This is a genomic window from Duganella sp. HH101, from assembly GCF_001758795.1.
In the GTDB taxonomy this organism is placed as follows: Bacteria; Pseudomonadota; Gammaproteobacteria; order Burkholderiales; family Burkholderiaceae_D; genus Rugamonas; species Rugamonas rivuli.
Map to the genome: position 1 here is coordinate 1 of NZ_LRON01000025.1, position 23,110 is coordinate 23,110.

23 protein-coding genes and 1 pseudogene are annotated in these 23,110 nt (G+C 65.9%); 12 read left to right on the top strand and 12 right to left on the bottom strand.

The features are described from left to right. The 3 genes from DUGA2_RS27485 to DUGA2_RS27495 all read left to right on the top strand — a co-directional run. The coding region (locus DUGA2_RS27485) for a SpoIIE family protein phosphatase (RefSeq protein ID WP_168167832.1) at positions 1-574 on the top strand (574 nt) is incomplete at its 5' end. Next, a complete protein-coding gene (locus DUGA2_RS27490) occupies positions 571-1,950 on the top strand; it encodes an ATP-binding protein (RefSeq protein WP_070272581.1) in 1,380 nt (459 codons plus the stop codon). The genes DUGA2_RS27485 and DUGA2_RS27490, both read left to right, overlap by 4 nt. Next, a complete protein-coding gene (locus DUGA2_RS27495; RefSeq protein WP_083296501.1) occupies positions 1,947-3,851 on the top strand; it encodes a response regulator in 1,905 nt (634 codons plus the stop codon). The genes DUGA2_RS27490 and DUGA2_RS27495 overlap by 4 nt, the downstream gene beginning before the upstream one ends. Positions 3,852-3,984: 133 nt before the next feature. Here DUGA2_RS27495 and DUGA2_RS27500 read toward each other — a convergent pair whose 3' ends face one another. Further along, a complete protein-coding gene (locus tag DUGA2_RS27500; protein WP_070272583.1) occupies positions 3,985-5,076 on the bottom strand; it encodes a Gfo/Idh/MocA family protein in 1,092 nt (363 codons plus the stop codon). Between the two features lie 113 nt (positions 5,077-5,189). Continuing rightward, positions 5,190-6,074, bottom strand: coding sequence for a LysR substrate-binding domain-containing protein (locus DUGA2_RS27505; protein WP_070272584.1), 885 nt, complete (start codon positions 6,072-6,074; stop codon positions 5,190-5,192). Between the two features lie 121 nt (positions 6,075-6,195). Between DUGA2_RS27505 and DUGA2_RS27510 the strand changes: the two genes are divergently transcribed. Both DUGA2_RS27510 and DUGA2_RS27515 read left to right on the top strand, forming a co-directional pair. Then, positions 6,196-7,305 carry an alkene reductase gene (locus DUGA2_RS27510; protein WP_070272585.1) on the top strand — a complete coding sequence of 370 codons (1,110 nt, stop codon included), beginning with the start codon at positions 6,196-6,198 and terminating at the stop codon, positions 7,303-7,305. Between the two features lie 66 nt (positions 7,306-7,371). Continuing rightward, positions 7,372-8,040: a FecR domain-containing protein gene (locus DUGA2_RS27515; protein ID WP_070272586.1), complete on the top strand. Its 669-nt coding sequence runs from the start codon at positions 7,372-7,374 to the stop codon at positions 8,038-8,040. Here DUGA2_RS27515 and DUGA2_RS27520 read toward each other — a convergent pair. Continuing rightward, positions 8,037-9,041, bottom strand: coding sequence for a zinc-dependent alcohol dehydrogenase family protein (locus DUGA2_RS27520; RefSeq protein ID WP_070272587.1), 1,005 nt, complete (start codon positions 9,039-9,041; stop codon positions 8,037-8,039). The genes DUGA2_RS27515 and DUGA2_RS27520 overlap by 4 nt on opposite strands. Before the next feature lie 162 nt (positions 9,042-9,203). On the opposite strand from DUGA2_RS27520, the pseudogene DUGA2_RS34620 reads away from it, so the two are divergent. Both DUGA2_RS34620 and DUGA2_RS34625 read left to right on the top strand, forming a co-directional pair. After that, positions 9,204-9,308: pseudogene (locus DUGA2_RS34620) on the top strand (LysR family transcriptional regulator); the annotation flags it as partial. Between the two features lie 235 nt (positions 9,309-9,543). Further along, a complete protein-coding gene (locus DUGA2_RS34625) occupies positions 9,544-9,852 on the top strand; it encodes a LysR substrate-binding domain-containing protein (protein WP_373994852.1) in 309 nt (102 codons plus the stop codon). Here DUGA2_RS34625 and fur read toward each other — a convergent pair. Beyond that, on the bottom strand, positions 9,815-10,267 hold the full coding sequence (gene fur, locus DUGA2_RS27530; RefSeq protein WP_070272588.1) for a ferric iron uptake transcriptional regulator: 453 nt from the start codon (positions 10,265-10,267) through the stop codon (positions 9,815-9,817). The genes DUGA2_RS34625 and fur overlap by 38 nt on opposite strands. A gap of 424 nt (positions 10,268-10,691) precedes the next feature. Between fur and DUGA2_RS27535 the strand changes: the two genes are divergently transcribed. Genes DUGA2_RS27535 through DUGA2_RS27545 form a run of 3 tightly spaced genes read left to right on the top strand, consistent with a single transcriptional unit; the run spans position 10,692 to position 15,063 of the window. Beyond that, positions 10,692-11,951, top strand: coding sequence for a porin (locus DUGA2_RS27535; RefSeq protein ID WP_083296502.1), 1,260 nt, complete (start codon positions 10,692-10,694; stop codon positions 11,949-11,951). An 11-nt stretch (positions 11,952-11,962) separates the two neighbouring features. Beyond that, positions 11,963-12,388: a phosphate ABC transporter substrate-binding protein gene (locus DUGA2_RS27540; protein ID WP_070272589.1), complete on the top strand. Its 426-nt coding sequence runs from the start codon at positions 11,963-11,965 to the stop codon at positions 12,386-12,388. Then, positions 12,385-15,063 (top strand): EAL domain-containing protein, encoded by a 2,679-nt coding sequence (locus tag DUGA2_RS27545; protein ID WP_070272590.1) that lies wholly within the window; start codon positions 12,385-12,387, stop codon positions 15,061-15,063. Before DUGA2_RS27540 ends, DUGA2_RS27545 begins: the two co-directional genes overlap by 4 nt. Here the strand turns inward: DUGA2_RS27545 and DUGA2_RS27550 are convergent. The 4 genes from DUGA2_RS27550 to DUGA2_RS27565 all read right to left on the bottom strand — a co-directional run bounded on the left by DUGA2_RS27550 (position 15,050) and on the right by DUGA2_RS27565 (position 17,849). Next, on the bottom strand, positions 15,050-15,670 hold the full coding sequence (locus DUGA2_RS27550) for a metalloregulator ArsR/SmtB family transcription factor (protein ID WP_070272591.1): 621 nt from the start codon (positions 15,668-15,670) through the stop codon (positions 15,050-15,052). The genes DUGA2_RS27545 and DUGA2_RS27550 overlap by 14 nt on opposite strands. After that, a complete protein-coding gene (locus tag DUGA2_RS27555) occupies positions 15,667-16,893 on the bottom strand; it encodes an MFS transporter (protein ID WP_070272592.1) in 1,227 nt (408 codons plus the stop codon). The genes DUGA2_RS27550 and DUGA2_RS27555 overlap by 4 nt, the downstream gene beginning before the upstream one ends. Before the next feature lie 75 nt (positions 16,894-16,968). Continuing rightward, positions 16,969-17,634, bottom strand: a complete 666-nt coding sequence (locus tag DUGA2_RS27560; RefSeq protein WP_229214785.1) for a VOC family protein — start codon at positions 17,632-17,634, stop codon at positions 16,969-16,971. Next, complete coding sequence (locus DUGA2_RS27565) at positions 17,631-17,849, bottom strand: DUF6500 family protein (RefSeq protein WP_070272593.1); 219 nt, start codon at positions 17,847-17,849, stop codon at positions 17,631-17,633. The genes DUGA2_RS27560 and DUGA2_RS27565 overlap by 4 nt, the downstream gene beginning before the upstream one ends. An 80-nt stretch (positions 17,850-17,929) precedes the next feature. Between DUGA2_RS27565 and DUGA2_RS27570 the strand changes: the two genes are divergently transcribed. Then, positions 17,930-18,451, top strand: a complete 522-nt coding sequence (locus tag DUGA2_RS27570; protein ID WP_070272594.1) for a hypothetical protein — start codon at positions 17,930-17,932, stop codon at positions 18,449-18,451. On the opposite strand, the gene DUGA2_RS27575 is transcribed toward DUGA2_RS27570, so the two are convergent. From DUGA2_RS27575 to DUGA2_RS27590, 4 genes are all read right to left on the bottom strand, one after another. Continuing rightward, on the bottom strand, positions 18,399-19,040 hold the full coding sequence (locus tag DUGA2_RS27575; protein ID WP_071658986.1) for a Vat family streptogramin A O-acetyltransferase: 642 nt from the start codon (positions 19,038-19,040) through the stop codon (positions 18,399-18,401). The two genes, DUGA2_RS27570 and DUGA2_RS27575, sit on opposite strands and share 53 nt — an antisense overlap. 47 nt (positions 19,041-19,087) lie before the next feature. Beyond that, positions 19,088-20,113 carry a transporter gene (locus DUGA2_RS27580; RefSeq protein ID WP_070272595.1) on the bottom strand — a complete coding sequence of 342 codons (1,026 nt, stop codon included), beginning with the start codon at positions 20,111-20,113 and terminating at the stop codon, positions 19,088-19,090. A 73-nt stretch (positions 20,114-20,186) separates the two neighbouring features. Further along, complete coding sequence (locus DUGA2_RS27585; RefSeq protein ID WP_070272655.1) at positions 20,187-21,026, bottom strand: HDOD domain-containing protein; 840 nt, start codon at positions 21,024-21,026, stop codon at positions 20,187-20,189. A 196-nt stretch (positions 21,027-21,222) separates the two neighbouring features. Next, entirely contained in the window at positions 21,223-22,506 is a 1,284-nt protein-coding gene (locus tag DUGA2_RS27590) for a D-amino acid dehydrogenase (protein WP_070272596.1), read from the bottom strand. A gap of 101 nt (positions 22,507-22,607) precedes the next feature. Here DUGA2_RS27590 and DUGA2_RS27595 point away from each other — a divergent pair, with 101 nt between their 5' ends. Next, entirely contained in the window at positions 22,608-23,105 is a 498-nt protein-coding gene (locus DUGA2_RS27595) for an Lrp/AsnC ligand binding domain-containing protein (RefSeq protein ID WP_008447634.1), read from the top strand. Positions 23,106-23,110 lie beyond the last annotated feature (5 nt).

A 23,110-nucleotide genomic window follows, 5' to 3' on the forward strand; every position in this document is an offset into this window, starting at 1 on the left:
GCCCGGGTACCTGCCGCTGGCGGGCGAGACGGCCAGCGGCGACGCCTGGGCCGTGGCGCGCCAGCGCCATACGCTGACCTTGCTGATGGTGGACGGCCTGGGCCATGGGCCGGAGGCGGCCAAGGCGGCGACGGCGGCGGTGCAGGCGATGGCGCAGCAGCCCAGCCTGCGGCCGGCCGAGCAGCTGGCGGTCTGCCACCAGGCGTTGCGCACCACGCGCGGCGCGGCGCTGGCCGTGGCGCTGCTCGATCCGGCGGCCGGCCTGCTGCATTTCGCCGGCGTCGGCAACATCAGCGCCTGCATCATCGATCATGGACCGCGGCGCCAGCTGGTGTCGCACAACGGCATCGTCGGCCACAATATGCGCAAGGTGCAGGAATTCACGCTGCCGTGCGCGCCCGGCGCGCTGATCGTCATGGCCAGCGACGGCATCAGCACGCAGTGGGACCTGGACCAGTATCCGGGCCTGGCCGGCTGCGCGCCGTCGGTGATCGCGGCGGTGCTGCTGCGCGACTGCGCGCGCGGCCGCGACGACGCCAGCGTGCTGGTGCAGCGCTGTCCGGAGGCCGCATGAATACTCTGGCGCGTATCCTGCAGGTGGGCATCGACAGCGAGCCGGACGTGGTGATGGTGCGCCAGCGCGCGCGCCAGATCTTGGCGCTGCTGGGCTTTGGCGTGCAGGACCAGGTGCGGGTGGCGACGGCGGTGTCGGAAGTGGCGCGCTGCGCCTACGGCCGGCTGGCGGGCGGCCGCGCGCAATTCGCGCTCGATCTTCAGGCCCAGCCGCAGCGGCTCAGCGTGACGATACGCGCCGACGGCGGCGCGCTGCGCCCGGTGGCGCTGCCGCCCGGCGCCGAGGCCGAGTCGCCGTCGCTGCAGTTCGACAACGCCATCGTCACCGCGCAGCGGCTGATGGACGGCTGCACCGTGCAGGCCGGCGCCGAGCCGGGCCTGCAGGTGACGATGCACAAGGAACTGGGGGCGCGCCAGCAGCTCGACCACGCCGGCCTGGAGCGGCTGACGGCGGCGCTGGCGGCCAGCCCGGTGCAGAACACCTACGCCGAAATGCAGCAGCAGAACCGCGAGCTCGGCTCGGCGCTGGCCGAGCTGCGCGAGCGCCAGGACGACCTGCTGGCGCTGACGCGCGAGCTGGAGGACACCAACCGCGGCGTGGTGGCGCTGTACGCCGAGATCGAGGAAAAGGCCGAGCGCCTGCGCAAGGCCGATGAGATGAAGTCGCGCTTCCTGTCCAACACCAGCCACGAGCTGCGCACCCCGCTCAGTTCTATCCGCGCGCTGGCCAAGTTGCTGCTCGACCGCATGGACGGCGAGCTGACCGTGGAGCAGGAGCGCCAGGTCGGCTTCATCGCCAGCGCCGCCAGCGACCTGTCGGAGCTGGTCAACGACTTGCTGGACCTGGCCAAGATCGAGGCCGGCAAGGTCGAGCTGACCACCGCGCCCATCGATATCGGCAACCTGTTCAGCGCGCTCAAGGGCATGCTGCGGCCGCTGGCGCGCAGTTCGACCGTGGTCGAGCTGGTGTTCGTGGCGCCGCCGCAGCCGCAGGCGCTGCTGTCGGACGAGGGCAAGGTGGCGCAGATCCTGCGCAATTTCATCTCCAACGCCCTCAAGTTCACCGAGGTGGGGCAGATCACCGTCGAGCTGCGCGACAGCGACGATGCCGGCCATGTGACGTTCGCCGTCAGCGACACCGGCATCGGCATCAGCGCCGACAACCTGCAGCTGATCTTCGAGGAGTTCAGCCAGATCGAGCATCCGCTGCAACGCCAGTCGAAGGGAACCGGCCTGGGCCTGCCCCTGTGCCGCAAGCTGGCCACGCTGCTGGGCGGCGCGGTCGATGTGCGTAGTGAAGCCGGCGCCGGCTCCACGTTTTTCCTGCACTTGCCGCGCCAGTTCGCGCCCGGCGAGAGCGACAGGGGCAGTTTATGATGAAGGACAAGCCTGTGAGTAATAGCGATATTCTGATCCTGAACGTCGACGACAACGACGGTGCGCGCTATGTGAAGACCCGCATCCTGCAAGGCGCAGGGTTCCAGGTGGCCGAAGCGGCCAACGGCACCGACGCGCTGCTGCTGGCCAGGCGGCTGGTGCCGGCGCTGGTGCTGCTCGACGTCAAGCTGCCCGACATCAACGGCATCGAAGTGTGCCGCCAGATCAAGGCCGACCTGACCACGTCCAGCGTGCTGGTGCTGCAGACCTCGGCCGCGCTGACCGGGCGCGACGACAAGATCCGCGGCCTGGAGGGCGGCGCCGACAATTACCTGGCCGCGCCGATCGAAGCCGATGAACTGATCGCCAACGTCAACGCGCTGCTGCGCCTGCAGCGCACCCAGGCCGACCTGCGCAACAGCGAGGAACGCTTCCGCCAGCTGACCGACAACATCGAGGACGTGTTCTGGATGTTCGGCCTGTACAGCAACGAACTGCTGTACGTCAGCAAAGCCTATGAAACGATGTGGGGCCGCGCCGCGGAGCAGCTGCAGCAGCGGCCCGACGACTGGATCGAGGCGATCCATGCAGACGACCGTGCCGGCGTCGACGCGCACTGGCAGGCGGTGCAGAACGGCGGGCACTACGAGCAGGAATACCGGCTGTGCCAGCCCGACGGCGTGCTGCGCTGGGTGCGCGACCGCGCCTTCCTGGTGCGCAACGCCAGCGATGCGCCGTACCGCATCGCCCGCATCACCAGCGACATCACGCACCGCAAGGAAATGGAAAGCCTGCTGCACTCGGCCGACGAAAACAAGAACGACTTCCTGGCCACGCTGGCGCACGAGCTGCGCAATCCGCTCAGTCCGATCCGCAACGCCGTCACGCTGATGGGCGAGGCGGACGCCGGCCAGACCGAGGTCCATCGCAAGGCGCGCGAGATCATCGTGCGCCAGGTCGGGCACCTGTCGCGGCTGGTGGACGACCTGCTCGACGTGGCGCGCATCTCGGAGGGCAAGCTGACGCTGCGCCTGCAGGAAGTGGAACTGCACGCGGTGCTGGAAGCGGCGGTGGAGTCGGTGCGGCCGCTGATCGAAGCGCGCGGCCACCGCCTGCTGCTCGATGTGCCGGCGCAGGCCATCTGGCTCAACGGCGATCCGGTGCGGCTGTCGCAGGCGGTCGGCAACCTGCTGCACAACGCCGCCAAGTTCACCAACAGCGGCGGCGAATTGCGGCTTGAGGTGCGCCTGACGGCGCAGCAGACCGTGTGCATCGCGGTGCGCGACAACGGCATCGGCATCACCGGCTACAACCTGCCGCGCATCTTCAATATGTTTGCGCAGGGCGCGTCGGCGCACGACCGCGCGCACGACGGGCTGGGCATCGGCCTGTCGCTGGTGTCGACGCTGGTGCGGATGCACGGCGGCAGCGTGGCCGCCGACAGCGCCGGCATCAACCAGGGCAGCAGCTTCGTCATGGAGTTGCCGCTGCTGGCCACGGCGCCGGCCGCCGTCGCTGCGCCGGCGGCGACGCCGCCGGTGGCGGCCCGCCGGCTGCTGCTGGTCGACGACAACGTCGATTCAGCCGAAGTGATGGGCGAGCTGCTCAAGGTGATGGGCCACGAGGTCTACGTGGCGCACGACGCCGGCCGCGCCATGGAACTGGCGCGCGCCCACCAGCCGGACGCCATCATCCTCGACATCGGCCTGCCTAACATCGACGGCCACTCGCTGGCGCGCATGCTGCGCGCCGAAGCGGCGTTCGCGACGACGCGCCTGATCGCCCACACAGGCTTCGGCTCGGCGCGCGACCGCGAGAACACCACCGAGGCGGGCTTCGACTTCCATCTGGTCAAGCCGGCCAGTCTGGACGACCTGGAACGGGTGCTGCGCACGATCTAGCCAGCGCCGTCGATCGGCCACTGTACTTGCGCCGCATCGCCGGCATCAAGATCCCGCTGGATACGGCGCCTGCAGCGCAAAGGAAACTGCGCGTAGCCGCCATTGCCGGCGGCCTTGCCATGCGCAGGCGTGGCTATTTGATGCGTATCCGCTGGCCGCTGCCGCTGGAGGCTTCGATGCTGTCGATCAGGCCATGCATCGCCAGCCCGTCGGCAAAGCTTGGCGCCAGCCGGGTGCCATCCTGCACATCGCGCGCGTGGGCGGCATACAGGTTGGCCAATTCCAGCTGGCTGCCGCCCAAGTCGCTCGGCGGCAGCCAGTTGTAAATGTCCGGAACGGCCAGCACCTGCATGGGCTGCGCGTCGCCTTGCGCGCCCTCGATGACGTTGAAGGCGTTGCCGAAGCTGGTGTGGTTGGAGATTTTCAGGTCGCCCCCGGAGCCGGTCAGGTCCAGCTGCCAGCCGAAGTTATTGCGCTTGCCCGCTTCCAGATGGGCCGTCAGCACGGCGCCATTGGAGAAGCTGCCGCTCACCACCACCTGGTCCGCCAGCGTGTGCGGCATGACGGTGCCGGATTCGATCAGCGTCACCTCCTTGAACTGGTTGACCGTCAGCGCGTGGATGCTGTCCGGGTGCCCGACCATGGTGAAGACGGCGTCGAAGAAGTGGCCGCCGTAGATCGACAGCAGGCTGGAGAAATTCTCCGCCGGGACGGTGAAGTACAGCGATTGCAGGCGCCGTTTCTGGAAGTACTCGACGCTGACATGCAGCCGCACCGAGCGCAGCTCGCCGATGTAGCCGTCCCGCACGAGGTCGCGCACATAGCGGTAGTCCGGACCGAGGCGGCGCTGCAGGCCGACGATATGCCGCACGCCGGCCTGGTTGGCCAGGTCCATCAGTTCCTGCGATACGGCCTTGCTCGGGGTGAGCGGCCATTCGCTGTAGACGTCCTTGCCGGCGGCGATGGCGGCGCGTATCGCGTGCTCGTGGCTGGGGGCGGGATTGAGCACCAGTACCAGATCGACTTCGGGATGGGAGACCAGCGCCTCCAGCGTGTTCAACGCGTGCTTGATGCCGTGCTGCGCGGCGACGGCGTCGGCCTTCTCCTGGCTGCGGCTGAAGATCGCGGTGATCTCGTATTGCGGCAGCAGTTTCAAGGAAGGGATATGGCCGTACTCGGCCCAGGTGCCTGCACCGACGATGCCGACGCGGATTTTGCTGTTCATACTGGCTCCTCTGAAAAGTGTGGAGAGCCAGTGTGATGGTAGCGGTCGTGAAGATAAACAGGCCGGGGTTCCGAAGATATCGGACAGTTTGTTCCGATATCGGGCGCGTGCCGTCAGATCCGCATGTTCTGCACGACGTAGTCGATGAACACGCGCAGCTTGGGCGAGGCGTAGCGGCTGGCCGGCCACAGCATGGTGAACGTCACCGTCTGCTCCATGTAGTCGGCCAGGATGATTTGCAGGCGCCTGTCCTTCAGCTCATCCTCGATGATGAAGGTGGGCAGGAAGGCGATGCCTTCGCCCTGCAGCAGCGCGTAGGTGATCGCCTCGATGGTGCTGCAGGTCATGCGCTCGTTCAGCTGCGGTTCCGGTTCGCCGTCCGCCAGCTTGAAGGGCCAGCGCTCGATGCGGCCGCTGGCCGGGAAGCGGTGCAGCAGGCAGTGGTGCTGCGCCAGTTCGCGCGGATGCGACGGCGTGCCGTGCTTCGCCAGGTAGCCGGGTGAGGCCACCACCACCTGCGGGCAGGCGCCGATGCGGCGCGAGGCCAGGCGCGAATCGTGATGGGAGCCGGTGCGGATCACGGCGTCGTAGCCTTCTTCGATGATGTCGACCATGCGTTCGGACAGGTCGATCTCCAGTGCGATGTCGGGATAGCGGCGCATGAAACCGGTCAGCGCCGGCATCACCAGGCCGGTGAGCTGCGGCGTGCTGACGCGCAGGCGGCCGCTGGGCGTGCCGGAGAGTTCGGACAGTTCGGCTTCCGCCGCTTCCACTTCGCTGAGGATGCGGCGGCAGCGTTCCAGGAACAGCGTGCCTTCGGCGGTCAGGGTGATGCTGCGGGTGCTGCGGTGGAACAGCCGCACCGCCAGCCGCTGCTCCATGCGGGCGATGCTCTTGCCGACGGCCGACGAGGATATGCCGAGCTGCGCGCCGGCCTTGGTGAAACTGCGCGTCTCGGCGACGGCGACGAACAGTGAAATGCCGCTCAGGCTGTCCATGGCGCTCTCCCGGTTGTCATGATTGCGGAAGTATGAGTCCGATATCTTTGGAATTGCAAGCTATTTATCTTCAATTGGTAAAGCCTTACATTGGCTGTATTCCCAACCTGGAGAGCGAATCATGAACAAGCTGATGTCCCCTGTAGCAATCGGTCCTTACACTTTCAACCACCGCGTGGTACTGGCGCCGCTGACCCGCATGCGCGCCGAAGCCGGCGCCCGGCCTGGCCCGCTGATGGCCGAATACTATGCGCAGCGCGCCTCGCAGGGCGGCCTGCTGATCGGCGAGGCTACCATCGCTGCGGAAAACGGCAACGGCTACCTCGGCGCCCCCGGCCTGTACGACGACAGCCAGATCGCCGGCTGGAAGCTGGTGACGGACGCGGTGCATGCCAGGGGAGGGAAGATATTCCTCCAGCTGTACCATGCCGGCCGCCAGTCGAACAAGGATGTGCAGCCGGCAGGCAGCATACCGGTCGGCCCGTCCGAAGTGCCGCATGGCGGCGTGGCCTACACGTCGGAAGGCTGGGTGCCGAACACGCCCAACCGGGCGTTGACGATTCCGGAAATCGAAGGCCTGGTGGAGAGCTTCCGTTTGGCCGCCGTCCGTGGCCGCGAGGCGGGCTTCGACGGGGTTGAACTGCACGCCGCCAACGGTTATCTGTTCGACCAGTTCCTGCAGGACGGCAGCAACAAGCGCACCGATATCTACGGCGGCTCGTTTGAAAACCGCGCGCGCTTCCTGCTTGAGGCTACCCGGGCGGTGATCTCGGTCTGGGGCAGCGACAAGGTGGCTGTGCGCATCGGCCCGAGCGGCAGCTGGGGCGATATGTCCGACAGCGATCCGGAAGGCTTGTTCAGCTATGTGGCGGGACGGTTGTCGGAATTGAAGCTGGCCTACCTGCACCTGATCGAGCCGCGCATCGCCGGCAATGTCGAAGACGAGACGCGCAACCAGGCACCGGTGGCCGCACAGCTGATACGCCAGCACTACGCGGGCGCCATCATCGCCGCCGGCGGTTTCGACCAGCAATCGGCCGACGCGATCATCGCGGCCGGCGATGCGGACCTGGTGGCGTTCGGCCGGCACTTCATTGCCAATCCCGATCTGCCGGAGCGCTTGCGCAACGGCTGGCCGCTGAACGAGTACGACCGCGAGAGCTTCTTCGGCGGCACGGCGGCGGGCTACACCGATTATCCGTTTTACCAAGGAGAGGCGCTGGCGGCTTGAACCGTCTAATCCGAACGAATGCCGGCCGTGGTATAAAGGCCTGTTGAATTTCGCGGAAGGTGATTCATGTCGATCAAGTCTGTATTGGCTTTGCTGATGTGGTGCTGTGCTGCGCTGGCTTCGGCGGCGCAGGTGGCTGGGGTGGTGGCGCAGGCCAGCGGCCCGTTGACGGCCCGTTCGCCCAACGGGGCGGTCAGGCAGCTCAAGCTGCAATCCGAAGTGGAAAGCGGCGACACGCTGGCCACAGCCGCCGGCGCCTGGGCCACCGTCCGCTTCATCGACAACAGCGAACTCACGCTGAAGCCCGGCACCGCAATCGTCGTCGAACAGTTCTCCTTCGATGGCGACAAGCCGGAGGCAGACCGCGCGGCCTTCACGCTGGTCAAGGGCGGCCTGCGTTCGCTGAGCGGCTTGCTCGGCAAGCGTAACAAGGAAAAGTTCGCGATGAAGACTCCCAGCGCCACCATCGGCATACGCGGCACCACCTTCTTTCTGGAGTACCTGACAGGCAGGGGCGATGCCGATCCGTCGCCGGGACTGGAGCCCGGCCTCCACGTGCACGTCAGCGCGGGCGGCATTTCCCTCGTCAACGAAGCGGGCCAGTTCCAGTACGACCCCGGCCAGTTCGGCTTCATCAAGAACAACGTCACGAAGCCGGTGAAGATGTTCGCCAATCCGGGCATGCAGTTCGCGCCGCCGGCCTCGTTCGGCGAGGCCGATACGCTCAAGCCTTAGGCTTCCGCCACCTGCACCACCACCTTGCCGCGCGCCGTGCCGTCCATCAGCGCGGCGTGGGCGGCGGTGACGCCGGCCGCGTCCAGCGTGTAGGCGCCCGCATCCAGCATCACCTTCAATTTGCCGGCGGCGGCCAGCGCGCCGGCCTCCCTCATGATCGCGCCGTGATGCGCGCGGCCTTTGCCCGACAACAGCGGCAGCAGCGTGAACACGCCCGAATATGTCGCGGCGCGGAACGACAGCGGCGCCAGCGCATGCGTACCCCAGCCGAGACAACTCACCACATGCCCACCATACTGGCGCGCGGCGCGGAACGATGCGTCCAGCGTGGCGCCGCCCACCGTGTCGTAGACCACATCGTAGCCTTCGCCGCCAGTGTGCTGCTGGACGTATTGTTCGACGCTGGTGCTCTGATAGTCGATGAAGGTCGCGCCCATGTTCTCGATGACGGCGCGCTGCGCGACGCTGCCGGTGGCGTAAACTTCCGCTCCGAGCGCCACCGCCAGTTGCACCGCCATGTGGCCAACGCCGCCCGCGCCGCCATGCACCAGCACCTTCATGCCCGCGCCGACACGTGCGCGGTCGACCAGGCCTTCCCACGCGGTGATGAAGATCAGCGGCAGCGCGGCTGCTTCGCGCATCGACAACTGCCCGGGCACGTGCGCCAGCAGGTCGGCGTCCACCGCCGCGTACTGCGCCAGCGAGCCTTGCACGCCGCCTATGCCGCCCGTCATGCCAAAGACGCGGTCGCCGGGCGCGTAGCCTTGCACGCCTTCACCCACACTCTCGACGATGCCCGCGATGTCGATGCCCAGCACTGCGGGCAATTGGGTGCGAGCGTGGTCCGCCTTGCCTGCGGCGATTTTGGTATCGAGCGGATTGACGCCGCTGGCGATCACGCGCACCAGCACCTGGCCGGCTGCGGCGACCGGGCGGGCGATCTGCATATCCGACAGCGGGGCGCCAAAGGCGTTCAGTACGACGGCTTGCATGGTGTTCATGGTGCTGCTCCTTGATGGTTGGTGGATGGAGCTATTCTGCGGTCGCACGGCGGCGCGAAAAAGTGGGCGCCGTCGCATTCAGTATCCCGGGATCGTGAACAATCAGGCTAGAATCGCCCTGTAAAACAAGGAGAACATGTGGACCGTCTGGATGCACTGAAGGTGTTTTGCGCCGTCGTCGATGCCGGAGGCTTCAGCCGCGCTGCGGCCAAGCTGGGGATTTCGACATCGTCCGTGACCCACCAGATCGGCGTGCTGGAGGCGCACTTCGGCGTCAAGCTGCTGAACCGCACCACGCGCAGCATGTCGCTGACCGATGAGGGCCGCCGCTGCGTGGAGCGGGCGCGCAGCCTGCTGGCGGAGATGGATGAACTGGAAAGCAGCATGAACGACGCCCATCAGACGCCGCGCGGCAGCCTGCGGGTGGACATGCCGGACATATTGGCGCATCATCCCTTGCCTGAATTTCGTCTATCCCAAGGCCCGCCAGCTGCGGCCATGGATCTTCCAGCAGGACGGCCAGCCCTTCACCAGCACGCCGCGCGGCGCGGTGGCGATGGACCATGTGGAATCGCTGATCGAGATGGCGGTGCAGGGCGGAGGCGTGGTGCAGCACCTGTCCGTATCGCTGATCGAGCGGCTGCGCAGCGGCGCGCTGGTGCCGCTGCTGGAGCAGTGGCAGGCGCCGGGGCCGGATGTGTCGGTGCTGTACCAACAGCGGCACCAGCGCGCCGCCCGAGTCGCGGTGTTTGTCGACTTCGTCGACGCGCTGTTCAAGAACGCCGCAGCTTCCGTCCCGCCAGCGGATTGATGGTGCCGGCGCAATCGCCGCAGAAACCGTACAGCGACAGCGAGTGCTCATGCAGCACGAAATTCCGCTCGCGCGCCACGGCCTCCTGGCGCTGCTCGATTTCAGCGTCGAGGAACTCCTCCATGCGGCCGCAGTTGGTGCAGATCAGGTGGTCGTGGTGGCCGCCTTCATTCAGCTCGAACACCGAGGCCACCGATTCGAAATGCCGCCGCATCAGGATGCCGGCATCGGCAAACTGCATCAGCACCCGGTACACCGTGGCCAGGCCCATGTCGATGTTCTCCGCATGCAGCAGGCGATAGACGTCATCCGCGTTCAGGTGCTTGCTTTTCGATTCCTGAAACAGCTGCAGTATGCGCAGGCGGGGCAGGGTTGCTTTCAATCCGAGCTTGCGCAGCTCTTGAGGAATATCCATGAGTCTCTCTAATGATAATGATTCTTATTCTCATAATATCTGGAATTTATTTAATTGGCAACCGTCCCGGCGCTCCCGTGCGGACGTTGGCCCATCCTCAAGATGGTCGTCGAGACAATATAATCGGTGGCTTTATGCTACTGAAATTAATATTTAATTATTGAAATTCGTGGTTTTTCGATAGATTTTTTGGTGTTATGCTCTAATTCATCGACAGTTGCCGTAGGGCAGTATAAAGTGGCTGCATCCGATTCAGTTCTTCGGAGCGGCGCTTCAGGCTCGCGCCTCGCGCCTTGGCCGCGACCTTCCCACCTTGTTGAGTTTCTCCCCCGTCCTTGCGGACGGCGCTCGCGTCTTCGCGCGTCCTGAACACGGTGCACTTGGCAGAACAATGCCGTATGTAGACGATAGACAGGAACCACGAATGACCGTTGATTTTTCACCGCTGCGCACCGCCAGGGTCGCGTTGACCTTTAGCCTGACGATGCTCGCTTGCGCCACGGCGCAGGCCGACGACACCGCCGCCGCGCCGCTGTGGACCTTTGGCGGCTACGGCACGCTGGGTTTCGTGCACAGTAATGACAGCCAGTCCGATTTCACCGCCAACGTGCTCAATCCCGGCAACGCCGGCGCCAGCCACGAATGGAGCGCCACCGTCGACAGCCGCCTGGGCATGCAACTGGGCCTGAACCTCAACAGCCGCTGGTCGGCCGTGCTGCAGGTGGTGTCCGAGCGCACGCTGCAAAGCGGCTACGCACCGATGGTCGAATGGGCCAACATCAAATACCAGGTCACGCCGGACCTGAACCTGCGCGTGGGGCGCATCGCGCTGCCGCTGTTCCTGGCGGGCGACTACCGCAAGGCCGGCTATGCGCTGCCCTGGGTACGGCCCCCGGTCGAGCTGTACGGCGCCATCCCGATCAGCAACAGCGACGGTGTCGACGCCAGCTACCGCTGGAGCGCGGCGGGCGTTCACAACGTCACCCAGTTCTTCTTCGGCCGCACCGACATCGCGGTGACGCCGCAGGCGCATGCCACGGCGCGCGCGATGACGGGCCTGTCCAACACCACCGCCAGCGGCGCGCTGACCGTGCGCGCCAGCGCGATGACGACCGAACTGACGGTCGACCTGGCGCGCGAACTATTCGCCGGCTTGAGCCAGTTCGGGCCGCAGGGCATGGCGCTGGCCGCGCGCTACGATGTCGACGCCAAGCGCGCCGACGTGGTCACGCTGGGCGCCAGCTACGACCCGGGTGCCTGGTTCCTGATGGGCGAAGTGGGGCGCATGAACGCCCGTTCCTACCTGGGCGACAAGACCGCCGCCTACCTCAGCGCCGGCTACCGCTACGGCGACCTGACGCCGTATGCCGGTTACGCGATGTCGCGTTCGCGCACGCCGGCCCGCATCGACGGCCTGGATCTGCGCGGCCTGCCGCCACCGATGGCCGCCGCCGGCGCCCAGTTGAACGAGGGCCTGAACCAGATGCTGGCCACCATACCGCATCAGCGCGGCATCAACGTCGGCCTGCGCTGGGACGTGCGCGCCAACTACGCGCTCAAGCTGCAGTATGATCGTCTGACGCCGCTGCGCGGTTCGAACGGCACCTTCATCAACGTGCAGCCGGGCTTCCAGTCCGGCCATCCGATCAGCGTGGTCAGCGCGTCGGTCGATTTTGTATTCTGAAGGGGGAAGCCATGCGTACCCTCCGATTGATACTGCAAGTGCTGCTGGCGCTGGCCTGCGCCCATGCCGGCGCGGCCGAACTGGTGGTCATCGTCTCGGCCAGGAATCCGGTGACGGCGCTGCGCGCCGACCAGGTGGCCGACATCTTCCTGGCGCAGACCGGCCGCTTCCCCGGCGGCGAAGAAGCGATGGCGCTGGACCAGCCGGTCGGCAATCTGCTGCGCGATGAGTTCTACAGCAAGGTGGCGGCCAAGTCGCCGGCGCTGATGAAGGCTTACTGGACCAAGATGGTGTTCACCGGCCGCGGCCAGCCGCCGCGCGAGCTGTCCAGCAGCGCCGCCGTGCGCAAGATGGTGGCTGACAATCCGTCGATGATCGGCTACATCGACCGCTCGGCGCTGGACGCCAGCGTCAAGACCGTGCTGGTGGTGCGATGAAGATCCTGGGCGGCGACACGCTGCGCAAAGGCTGGTTGCAGCGCTGGCTGAGGCGCGGGCTCGATACCCACATCTCGCTGCCGCTGTTCGCCTTGCTGCTGCTGGTGGCGATCTGGGTGGTGACGTTCCACGAGATCGACGCCGAGCGGGTGCACGCGCGCGAGGCCGCCAGCGATACGCTGCGCGAAATGATGGGCACCTACGAGGCGCAGGTCGCGCGCAGCCTGGATGGCATCGACCAGACGCTGCGCGTGCTGAAATATGCGGTCGAACGCAAGGGCGCGCTGGGCGCGCTGCCGGAGCTGGGTCGCGAGGGCCTGCTGCCGCCGGGCGTGGTGTTCGTGGTCAGCATCGTCGACCGCAACGGCGTCACCGTCGCCAGCAACCCCAAGGCGCTGCCGATTTCGGTAGCCGATCAAAGCTATTTCAAGTTCCACCAGGAGCGCGACAGCGGCGCCACCTTTGTCAGCCAAGCCACGCGCGACGCCGCCAACACCGAATGGCATTTGCACTTTACGCGCCGGCTGGACGACGAGGCGGGCAATTTCGCCGGCATCGTCATTGTCGAAACCGATCCAGCCTATTTCACCAGCAGCTATGAGCGCAGCCGTCTCGGCGAGCGCGGCATGCTGGGCCTGGTGGGCAGCGACGGCGTGGTGCGCTCGCTGCGCATCGGCGACAAGCTGACCTTCGGCCAGCGCATGGAACAACTGGCCGGGGAGATCACGGTCATGGACGGTGTGCGGCGCTACCGCGGCATGCGCGAGCTGCACGGCATTGCACTGAACGTGGTGGTCGGCCTGGCGGAAAAAGAGCAGATGGCAGGCTTCGAGCGCCAGCGCCGCGAGAAGATCGCCGAAGCCTCGGTGGCCAGCACGGTGCTGGTGATCAGCACGGCCTTGCTGTGGCTGTGGTCATGGCAGGGGGCGCGCAACCGCGCCCGCGTGCGGCGCGCACAGGAAACCTATGCGGCCGCTTCGGCGGCCAGCCTGGACGCCTTCTTCGTCATGCGCGAAGTGCGCAACACCGGCGGCGAGATCATCGACTTCGTCTTCGTCGACGCTAACTCGCGCGCGGAGAAAATGACCGGCTACAGCAAAGAGCAACTGCGCCTGATGACGCTGTGCGGCATGATGCCGCAGGCGCGCGACAACGGCATGTTCGAGCATCTGGTGCATGTGACGCGGGTCGGCGGCGTGCATGAACAGGAATGGGAGAGCAATATTCCGCAACTGCGGGCGCGCTGGCTGCATCAGCAGGTGGTGCCGGTGGAAGGCGGCATCGTCGCCATCGTGCGCGACATCAGCGAACGCAAGCTGGCCGAGGAGCGCATGCAGCACCTGGCGCACCACGACACGCTGACCGGCCTGCCGAACCGCGGCATGATCGCGGACCGGCTCGACCTGACCATCGCCCAGGCGGGCCGCCACGGCGGCACGGTGCTGGTGGCGTTTATCGACCTCGATGGTTTCAAGCTGGTCAACGATGGCCTGGGCCACAACGCCGGCGACGAGCTGCTGAAGGTGGTGGCCGGACGCATGAACGGCTGCCTGCGCGCGGGCGACATGGTCGGCCGCTTCGGCGGCGACGAATTCGTGCTGGTGCTGAACGAGCCGCGCCACGGCGCCGAGGCCGCGCCGGTGCTGGAGCGCGTGCGCGAGGCGGTGCTGGCGCCGATCACGCTGAGCGGGCAGGATGTGCAAGTCAGCTGCAGCATCGGCGTGGCGGTCTATCCGAACGATGGCGCCGACGCCGAGACGCTGCTGATGCACGCGGACGCCGCCATGTACCGTGCCAAGGACATGGGCAAGAACAACTGCCAGTTCTACACCCGCGAGATGAACGTCTGCATCGAAGACAAGCTGGTCATGCTGGAAGGCCTGCGCAGCGCGCTGGACGAAGGCCAGTTCCGGCTGGAGTATCAGCCCAAGGTGGACCTGCGCACCGGCCGCGTCTTCGGCGTCGAGGCGCTGGTGCGCTGGGAGCATCCGGAGCAAGGCTGCATCGGGCCGGACCGCTTCATCCCGCTGGCCGAGGAGAGCGGCATGATCGTGGCGCTGGGCGAGTGGGTGCTGCGCACCGCCTGCCGCCAGAACAAGGCCTGGCAGGATGCGGGCCTGGCGCCGATGCTGGTCTCGGTCAACGTGTCGCCGCGCCAGTTCGAGGAACAGCGGTTGGTGGAGCGCGTAGCGCAGGCGCTGGCCGACAGCGGCCTGGCGCCGGAATGGCTGGAGCTGGAGGTGACGGAAGGCGTCATCATGCGCGACCTGCAGCAGGCCGTGGCCAAGATGGCGGAAGTGCGGGCGATGGGGGTGTCGCTGTCGATCGACGATTTCGGCACCGGCTATTCGAGCCTGTCGGCGTTGAAGTCCTTCCCGATCAGCACCCTGAAGATCGACAAGTCCTTCGTCCGCGATCTGGGCAGCAGCGACGGCGACGAGGCCATCGCCAGTTCCATCATCGACCTGGCGCACCGTCTGCGCCTGCGCGTGATCGCCGAGGGCGTGGAGACCGAGCAGCAGCGCGCCTTCCTGCGCCAGAACGGTTGCGACGAGATGCAGGGCTATCTGTTCAGCCGTCCGCTGCCGCCGGAGCAGCTGCGGCAGCTGCTGCTCAACCAGGCGTTGCCGCCGCGGTCCTCGCTGGCCGCGCTGCTCGACGCTAGAGCGGCTTGATCACGTAGACGCAGCGGCGGGCGCCGTTGAGCATATGCTCGACGCGACCCACCGAACACCCGGGACCCAGCACACGCTGGAACACGTCGAGCTCCGAGCGGCAGAATTTCTGGCACTGGCGGGCGGCGGCGCAGATCGGGCAGTGGTTCTCGATCAGCAGCATGCTGCCGTCGTCCTGGGTTTCCACTTCGGCCATATAGCCTTCCGTGGTGCGCGCCTGCACCAACGCCGTCACGCGTTGCGGCAGCGTATCCGACGCTTGCAGGTGCTGGCGGTACTGCTGCTCGCTGGCCGCTTCGCGCGCGCCGATCAGCTTATCGAGGCCGGCGTCGCCGAACAGGCCGCGCACCTGGTCGATCAGTTGCAGCGTCAGGTCGGCATGGCGGTCCGGGAAGCGCGCGTGGCCGGCATCGGTCAGCAACCAGCGCCGCGACGGGCGGCCCGGCTTGTCGGCCACTTCTTCATAAGTCACCAAGCCTTTTTCCTGCCACGATTCGAGCTGCCTGCGCGCGCCCATCGAGGTCAGGTCCAGCAGGTCGGCCAGCTGCTGCGCAGTTTGCGGGCCGCGCGTCTTCAACAGGAACAGCGTTTGTTCGGCGGTGTTCATTGCAGCGCGCCTTCCAGTTTGTCGCGGTCGTCGCGGGCCATGCTGGCGTGCCAGGTCTGCATGCGCCACGCCGACCACGCCGTCAGCATCGCGCCCAGCACCAGGATCAAACGCGTGTCGATCAAGGTGAGCACCGCGCCGACCAGGGCCATGATGATATTGGCCAGGCAGAAGGTGGTGGAGATCAGGCCCATGACGGCGCCTTGTCCGTGCGCGCCGAAACGCTCGGCACACCAGTTGGGCACGATGGCGTTGTAGATCGAATGCGGTATGCCATACAGGACGATGGCGGCGATGCCGATCCACGCATTGCTGGCCGCCAGTAGCCCAATCAGCGAGGCGGTGATCAGCGCGAAGCGGCGGGCCCGCAGCAGCGGCTCTCCCTTGAAGGGGCGGCCGGCGAACATGGTGGTGGTGGTCATCACCGCGCACATGGCGGCGGTGGTCCAGGCAATGCCGCGTGCGCCGAAGCCGGGCACTTCGACCAGCCACAGTGGATAGAACTCGTAGAATGCCGTCACGCCGCAGGTGTAGGCCAGCGTGACGATGAACAGGTTGCGCAGGTCCGGTTCGCGCAGCAGGTTCAATGAATGGCGGTCGCGGGCCACTTGCCACCACGAGGTGGTCGCCAGGGATGGCGCTTCGACAGGCAGCACCGCGGCCACCAGCACGGCCACCAGCAGCAGCGCGGCCACGGCGATCCAGAACGGCACGGTGATGCCCCACACCAGCGTCATGCCGGCCAGCAGAGGTCCGGCCAGCCAGCCCATGTAGAAGGCGCCGTTCAGCCAGGACAGCGCTTTGCGGCGCAGGTCGCCGTCGAGGCGGTCGGCCAGCATGGCGCGCGCCACCGAGCCGTTACCTTCCAGCAGGCCGGTGATGAAGCGGGCGACGATGAACAGCGGGTAGGATTCCAGCAGCAGCGCGCAGGCCGTCGCGGCATGGCCGATGGCGGCGCCGACTGCGGTGATCAGCAGCACCGGGCGGCGGCCGTAGCGGTCGGACATGGGGCCGAGCAGCGCGGAGCCGATCAGCAGGCCGAGCGGGTTGATGGTCAGCGCCAGGCCGAATAGCAGCTTGGGCGGCAGGCCGAGGAATTGGTTCAGGCCATTGCTGACGCCTGCGGCGAACAGCGGCGGCAGGATGGGGTAGGGCAGGGACGCGCCTATCGTCGAGAGCAGCGCCAGCAGGCAGGCGGCGCCGATCAGCAGGGGTGTTTTCATCGTCTTTGTTCCATTGAGGCAGTAGCGCTACTGTAGGCGCATACGGCACATAAGTAAACAAAAATGTTTACTTATTCAGAAATGCAGGAGTAGCGGCAGGTCGGGGCGGCAGTCGTGGGTTGTGCCTTGCGCGCTGTGGTCGAAGCAGATCTCCATCAGGTAGGCGTCGCCTTCGCGTAGCGTCAGCCCGGTGTCGCGGCAAGCCGCTTGCGCCGGTGCGGACAGCGTTTGCGGCGGCAGGGTCAGTGTCACCGAGGTGATGGCGGTGACGCCGGCCGGATGCTGCAAGGGCTGGCGGCGCGCTTCGGCGTAGCTGGCCGGGGCCACGCCCTTGGGCAGGTGGAACCACATCGGCTCCGATGCCGGAACGTCCGCGCCGATGTCGATCCGCATGCCGGGTGGCAGATAGGATGGCGCGTACTGCCAGCTCGGAAAGGGGGCGCTGTCGTTGTCGTTGCCGCTGGGTCGGAAGCACACGCCGAACGGGCAGGCCGGGCTGCCGTCCGCCAGGCGTTCGGCCAGCAGTGTGGGGCCGGTTTGAGCACTGCGCACTTCTTCCTCGTCGGCGATCCACAGCAGTTCGAGGAAGGCGTTGCGGAAGAAGAAGCGGCGGTTCTCCGTACCCTGGCCTGGGTGGCGGTTGCCGGAACCTTCGGCCAGGCCGAGGGCACGCAGCTGCGCGGCTTCCGGTGCGCCTACGCGGGTGCGGACGAACAGGTGATCGATCTGCATGGCGCTCATTGCTGCTGCTCGATCATGGTGCGGATCTTGACGGCCTTCTCGAAGTGGTCGAGTTTATGCGTGCGTATCCACCATTCGGCCGCTTCCATCAGCAGCTCTGGGTCGTCGTTCCGGTTGGCGAAGAAGGCGTAGAACGACAGGCCGACGGTTTCGCCCTTTTGCGCGATCTTGTCGTTGCAGACCCGGATGATTTTTTCCCTGAGTTGGTTGCGCACGTTGTGGATATCCTCTGTTTTTAGGGTCTTCACTATACCTTGATGCGCTATGATGCGGCATCACTCTTACACTGAAACACATGAAGAATTGGTTTGTCAGCCAGCGCGGCGCGTATTTTTTTCTGCTGCTCGGCATCGGCTTGATGCTGCTGTTCGTGGCGCTGGAGCGCCACTTCCCGCGCGCAGACCAGCTTAAGACTGCCGGCGGCCGGGTGACGTGGTCGCGGGCTGCGCAGGGCGGCTTGTATTTCACGCTCGGCGGCGAGGAGCGCCAGTTCGTCGTGTTCGTCAAGGGCGATGCGGACCAGCGCCTGCGGCTGGCGATCCAGGATGCCGAGGCTTATCCGATCAAGGTGCGCTACCATCCGGAGCAGGTCAGCAGCCCCAGTTTTTTGCCGGGGCGGTTTTATGCGGTGTATGGCGTGAGCGTCGGCGGCAAGGAAGTCTCCAGCCTGGCCGTCGTGCAGGGCAGCTATCGCCGCGACAACCTGGTCGCGCTGGCGATGGGCGTGCTGTTCGCGGCCTACGGCGGCCGCCGCGTGTGGAACCTCAGGAATGCGGCCGCAGTCGCTCCAGCAGATCGATATCGCCGGCCACGATGAAGGGCAGGTTGGCCGTGATGTGCTCGACCGGCCAGTCCCACCAGGCGATCGCCTGCAAGCGCGCTGCCACCTCCGGCGCAAAGCGCTCCTTGATCTGCCTGGCCGGGTTGCCGCCGACGACGGTGTAGGGCGCGACATCGCTTGTCACCACCGAACGCGATGAGACGATGGCGCCGTCGCCGATTTTCACGCCCGGCATGACCAGCACGTCGTAGCCTATCCAGACATCGTTGCCGATCACGGTGTCGCCCTTGTACGGCAGCTCGCCCGGCGCCGGCATGACTTGCTCCCAGCCGTTGCCGAAGATCTGGAACGGGTAGGTCGAGATGCCGGACAGCTTGTGGTTGGCGCCGTTCATGATGAACTTGACGCCGCGCGCCAGCGCGCAGAATTTGCCGATCACCAGCTTGTCGCCGATGAAGGGGAAGTGGTACAGCACGTTGCGCTCGAAGTTCTCCGAATCCTCCGGATCGTCATAATAGCTGTAGTCGCCGATGACGATGTTCGGATTCTTGACCGTGTTCTTGATGTAGCAGACTTGCGGGAAGCCTGCCATCGGATGCGGGTTGTTGGGTGATGGTCCGTTCATTCATTCTCCTCATGTGCAGTAGCGCGCGTCGCTGGGCCACCCCGCTCCTATGAAACGTCGCGCTGGCGGCGGAAGGCCAGCCAGCCGGCGATCAGCGTGAAGCTGGCGACGATGGCCACCACCACCCAGAAGCCTTCCGGATCCTGCGCCAGCGGCACGCCGCCGACGTTCATGCCCAGCAGGCCGGCGATGATGTTGATCGGCAGGGCCAGCACCGTCACGATGGTCAGCACGAACAGGCTGTGGTTATTGCCTTCGTTGACCAGCGCCGCGATCTCTTCCTGTATCAGCTTGATGCGCTCCTGCAGCGAAGCCATGTCCGCCAGCACCATCGAGAATTCCTCGGTCGATTCGCGCAGCTCCTGGGCGTCGATCTCGGCCACCCAGGCAGGCGGCCGTTGCAGCAATCGGAACAGCGCCGCCGGCTCGGGCGCCAGCAGCCGCTGCAAGCGCACCAGCACGCGCCGCAGCGCGCCCAGGCTGGCGCGCTTGGTCTTCAGCTTGCCTGCCAGCAGATTGTCCTCGATCTCGTCGACGGTGCTGATGGCGTTGCGGACGATCTTGATCAGCGCGTCCGCCTGGTCGCGCAGCAGGTGGATCAGCAGTTCGACCGACGAGCGTATCGGTTCGCCGTTGCGCACCGCGTTGCGCAGGCCGTCGACCGCCTTCAACGGCTTGCGCCGCGCGCTGATGACGATCTGCTTGTCGACGCTGAGCCACAGCGTGGAGATGTCGGACGGTTCGAAGGAAAAATCGTGCAGCACGTCGTTGACCACGGCGATCAGCGTGTTGTCGGCCATCTCGATGCGGGTCGAGCGCGGGCCTTCGTGCAGGCTTTCATAGAATTCTTCCGGCAGCGCGGTGTGCTCGTGCAGCCACTTTTCGCTGGCGGTGTTGGCCAGGTTGTAGTGCAGCCAGATGAACTCCTGCGGATGCTGCGCGCGCGCAGCCAGCCACTCGCGCGCGGCGTCGGCGTCCAGCGGCAGGCCCTTGCTGTCCGGCGCGCGGCCGAACAGGTAGCCGCAGACCAGACCCGATGAATCGGAACCGTAGGACAGTGGCGCATTCTGCATTCAAGATCTCCATGATGGTGGCGGCCATCAGGATAGCAAATTACGCCCGGGTGGGGTGAGATATCCTCGGCGCTCAGACCAGCAGCGCGGCGTTCATCTCGATGGCGTCGATCTTCGCTTCGGCCAGCATGGATTCGAGCTTCTGTTCGTCGATGAACAGGTCGATGGCCGAATCGGAATGCGGCGGCAGGTCGCGCTGCGCTTCCTGCAGCGGAGACTTCACCGGCGTCAGGTGGTTGGCCAGCAGCAGCGTGTCGAGCAGGGTGTCCGGCGGGATGGACATGAAGCTGTCGCGCAGGCCTTCGATGGCTTCGGCCACCGGCTCGGGGATGCACAGCTTGCGCATCACTTCGCGGGTAATGATTTCCTCGCTGGCCGAGTGCCAGTTCTCGGGATCTTCTTCCAGCAGGCCGGGGAATTCGTCGGCGCGCGAGAGCAGGTAGAAGCCGCCCACTTCGTGCACGATGGCGGCGAACAGCGCGGTGTCCGGGTTCACGCCCGTGACCTGGCGCGCGATGATGCGCGACAGCGCCGCCACGGCGATGGTGTGGTCCCACAGCTTTTCCGCCTTGGCGCGCAGCATGGGGTCGACGATCTTGCTGCCGAACTGGCGCACCACCATGGCGGCGGCCAGCGCGAACAGGTTCTGGTAGCCGATGCGCATGATGGCGCCGCGCACGTTGGTGATGACCGGTGCGCCGGAGCGGTTGAACATCGCCGAATTGGCGATGGCGACGGTGCGCGCTGCAAGCAGCGGTTCCGCCAGCACCAGGCTGATGGCCTTGTCCACCGGGCACTCCGGATCGTCGAGTGCGAGTTGTACGCGGAGTGCCGCATTGACGCTGGTTGGGAAGACCAGTTCACCACGGATGGCCAGCGCCGCGATATGGCCGAATGCTTCGAGTTTATTCATGATCAAAATTATACGCATGCGCAGCCCCAATCTCAACGCCATCATGGCGTGAGGACGGCTTCTTTTGCGTGGCAGGAGGCTGCGATGCGACAGTGTGGGGTGGTAAAGGCGGCCGCGCGGCGATGATGCAGCGGGCAGGAGAGCCGCGCGCGGCGCCGTATCAGGGGCCGCGCGCGGGGGTAAGCGTGAAACGGTATCAGGCGTTGGCCAGCTGCGGACGGCGCGCGCCGCTGTCGCGGCTGTAGCGGCTGACGGACAGGTCGTCGGACAGGATGGCCGGGCGGCGGGCCGAGATCAGGTCGGACAACAGCTGGGCCGAGCCGCAGGACATGGTCCAGCCCAGCGTGCCGTGGCCGGTGTTGATGAACAGGTTGCGCAGGCCGGTGCGGCCGACGACCGGCGTGCCGTCCGGCGTCATCGGACGCAGGCCGGTCCAGAAGCTGGCCGATGCGGTGTCGCCGGCGCCGGGGAACAGGTCGTTGACCACCATCTCCAGCGTTTCGCGGCGGCGCGGGTTCAGGCGCGTATCGAAGCCGGCGATCTCGGCCATGCCGCCGACGCGGATGCGGTCGTCGAAGCGGGTGACGGCGATCTTGTAGGTTTCGTCCAGAATGGTCGAGACCGGCGCTGCCGAGGCGTTCACGATAGGCACGGTGATCGAGTAGCCCTTCAACGGGTAGACCGGGATCTTGACCAGGTCCTTGAGCAGGCTGGTCGAGTAGGCGCCCAGCGCGACCACGTAGGAGTCGGCCGTCACCAGCTCGGCGCCGCACTGCACGCCTTTGATTTCCTCGCCGGCCTTGACCAGGCCGGTGATGTCGACGCCGTAGCGGAACTTCACGCCCAGCTGTTCGGCCATCGCGGTCAGGCGGGTGGTGAACAGTTGGCAGTCGCCGGTTTCATCGTTGGGCAGGCGCAGGCCGCCGACCAGCTTGTTCTGGTCCAGGCCCGGTTCGGCGGCGACCAGTTGTTCGCGGTTCAGCAGTTCGTAGGGCACGCCGGTTTCTTCCAGCACCTGGATGTCCTTGGCGGCGTCGTCCAGCTGTTTCTGCGTGCGGAACAGCTGGGTCGTGCCTTGCTGGCGGCCTTCGTATTCGATGCCGGTGGCGGCGCGCAGGGCTTTGAAGCAGTCGCGGCTGTACTCGGCCAGGCGCACCATGCGCTCCTTGTTGACGGCGTAGCGTTCGGCATTGCAGTTCTGCAGCATCTGCCACATCCATTGCAGCTGGAACAGGGTGCCGTCCGGGGTGATCGACAGCGGGGCGTGGCGTTGCAGCATCCATTTCATCGCTTTGAGCGGGATGCCGGGCGCGGCCCATGGGGAGGCGTAGCCGGGGGAGATCTGGCCGGCGTTGGCGAAGCTGGTTTCCAGCGCGGGACCGGGCTGGCGGTCGAGCACGGTCACGTCGTGGCCGGCCTGCGCCAGATAATAGGCGCTGGTGACGCCGATAACACCGCTACCCAAGATTACAACGCGCATGACAGTTCCCCGAATATTATTGAATACCAGATATTCCGCTATGGTATGCTTGTATCACTAGTATTTGTTACTGTATAACTTGATAAATTCAGTGGATTTTCATGCGAATTCAAAAGGAATCGGTCCGCAGCCTCGACAAACTGGACAGAAAGATATTGCGCATCCTGCAGGAGGACGGGCGGATCTCGATGAAGGACTTGAGCGAGCAGGTGGGCTTGTCGATCACGCCGGCCATTGAGCGGGTCAAGCGCATGGAGCGCGACGGGGTGATCACCGGCTACCACGCGCGCATCGATCCGCCGGCGCTGGGGGCCAAGCTGCTGGTGTTCGTGGAGATCACGCTGAACCAGAAGTCCGGCCCGGTGTTCGAGCAATTCCGGCGCGAGGTGCTGCGGATTCCGGAGGTGCAGGAATGCCATCTGGTGTCGGGCGATTTCGACTACCTGATCAAGGCGCGCATCCATGAGATGGCCGAGTACCGCAAGCTGCTCGGCGATATGCTGCTCAGCTTGCCGGGGGCGGCGCAGTCGAAAAGCTATGTCGTCATGGAGGAGATCAAGGAAACGCTGATCCTGTCGACCGAGGTGTCTCCAGGTTGAGCCGG